The following is a 1,921-nucleotide window of genomic DNA, read 5'->3' on the forward strand; positions in this document are numbered from 1 at the left end:
GTATATTACAATAGATGTCTAAAAAAAATATGTAGTAAAATGTTTACAAATTGAACTATAAATTTGAAGAAAACTGACGATAAAAAATAAATAAGATTATAACATAAATAATGTTACATCTAATAATTTTGATAAATGCAAATCAAATGTTATTTATAATCTCAACTTATTCAGATATTACATTTTAAAACTTAATAAAAATCTGATATCACTTAGCAATATACACAAAAATGAATCTGATTTTCATAATTTACAATCATCAAAAAAATGCTGATATGGAAAAAATTTTAATATTAAAAATGTACCCAATATATAAAATCATAATAATGTCGACTATAAACGAAAACATAAACATCTTATATTTTATGAAATATAATTTTAAAAATCATACAAATCTAATCAAACACAAGTTGGAGGAAAATTCATGAAAACACAATTAACAATACTTATGATTTTTTTAACCATAAGTTCATCTATTGCAACAACCATTGATCCAGAAGCTCTAAATAAAGTATTAAACAAACAGCATTCTCAAAAAAGTTCCTATCCATCTAATATATTTGGCATAGGATTTGGTATTGGAAATCCTATAACCAATATCATAATCAATTTTCCTTATGTAGATGTAGATTTTGGATATGGGGGCTTTAATGGACTGCATCCTAACAATTTTATACCTTATATTGTCCTTGGTACTGATATTGTATTTAAAGAAGAAGTCTATCACAATACAACACTCTCTGGTGGACTTGGCATAGGCATTGACCTATCTCAAGTAAAACCAAATGAACAAGATGCCTCCAATGTAACACAACAAAATAATAATGAACAAAATAAACAAGACGAGTTTTCATTAACTTCATCCAATAATAGATTGGGCTTTACAATTAGACTTCCCATTATATTGGAATATGGTTTTTTAAAAAATGTTTTCATAGGTTTTAAAGCTATCACAACAATTGGTGCCACAATGATATTTAATCCCACATCAATGGAAGGAATAAGATTTGGATTTTTTGGTTTTGGATTCATAAAAATATACATATAAAACAACTATACAAAGGAACATTAATGGGACAAAACACCAAAAAAATACTTACATTATTGTTAATATTAAACTTATACAATCTTGCCTTTTCGCAATATGATAGTATGTATTTTATAGAATGTAAACAAAAAAAGGATGGAACTATATGCACTACAAATGACAAACCTATTGTCCCTGAAAAACCTGAAATAGAACCTGAAATAGAACCTGAAATAGAACCTGAAAAACCTGAAAAACCTGAAATAGAACCTGAAATAGAACCTGAAATAGAACCTGAAATAGAACCTGAAAAACCTGAAATAGAACCTGAAATAGAACCTGAAATAGAACCTGAAAAACCTAAACCAAATAATACTGCAAACAATAATAAAAAATATAAAAATGCTTACTCATTTGCAGCAGGAACAGGCACTGGAAGTCCTCTTATAAACCTATTAATCTCAGTGCCATACGTAGACATAGATTTTGGATATGGTAGCTTTCTATATTTCAATACAATAAACTTTAAACCCTATAATTTAATTGCCATTGATTTAATTTTCAGACAACTAATAGGAAAATCTCTAATAATAGGAGGTGGATTTGGAATTGGAGTAGATTGGTCTCAAGCAAATTTAACTTCTCCTAGTTCTAAAAAACCATCCCCTTATGACAGAATAGCAATAGTAACTAGACTACCCTTATCAATAGAATATAAAATCATCAAAAATTTATCATTAGGATTTAAAATTTACCCAACACTTGGTCCAACAATATTTTTAACAGAACCAAAAATAGTATATGAAGGCATGAGATGATTAAATTTAATTATTTTTGGTTTTATTAAAATGTTTTAAAGAAAAAGAAAATTCAATTTTTTGTGTGAATTTGTAC

Annotated in this window: 2 protein-coding genes; both read left to right on the forward strand. The window is 26.9% G+C overall.

Annotation, left to right across the window (positions count from 1 at the left end; genetic code table 11):
- Positions 1–424: 424 nt before the first annotated feature.
- Complete coding sequence (locus BN1173_RS02035; protein ID WP_014696266.1) at positions 425–1,048, forward strand: BAPKO_0422 family outer member beta-barrel protein; 624 nt, start codon at positions 425–427, stop codon at positions 1,046–1,048.
- A gap of 23 nt (positions 1,049–1,071) precedes the next feature.
- Entirely contained in the window at positions 1,072–1,845 is a 774-nt protein-coding gene (locus BN1173_RS02040; protein WP_052456019.1) for a DUF3996 domain-containing protein, read from the forward strand.
- Positions 1,846–1,921 lie beyond the last annotated feature (76 nt).

Source organism: Borrelia crocidurae (genome assembly GCF_000825665.2).
GTDB classification, from domain to species: domain Bacteria; phylum Spirochaetota; class Spirochaetia; order Borreliales; family Borreliaceae; genus Borrelia; species Borrelia duttonii.

Excerpts from the sequence above, each read along its gene's own strand:
- BN1173_RS02040 (WP_052456019.1), top strand. The coding sequence starts at position 1,072 with ATGGGACAAAACACCAAAAAAATACTTACATTATTGTTAATATTAAAC.
- BN1173_RS02035 (WP_014696266.1), top strand. The coding sequence starts at position 425 with ATGAAAACACAATTAACAATACTTATGATTTTTTTAACCATAAGTTCA.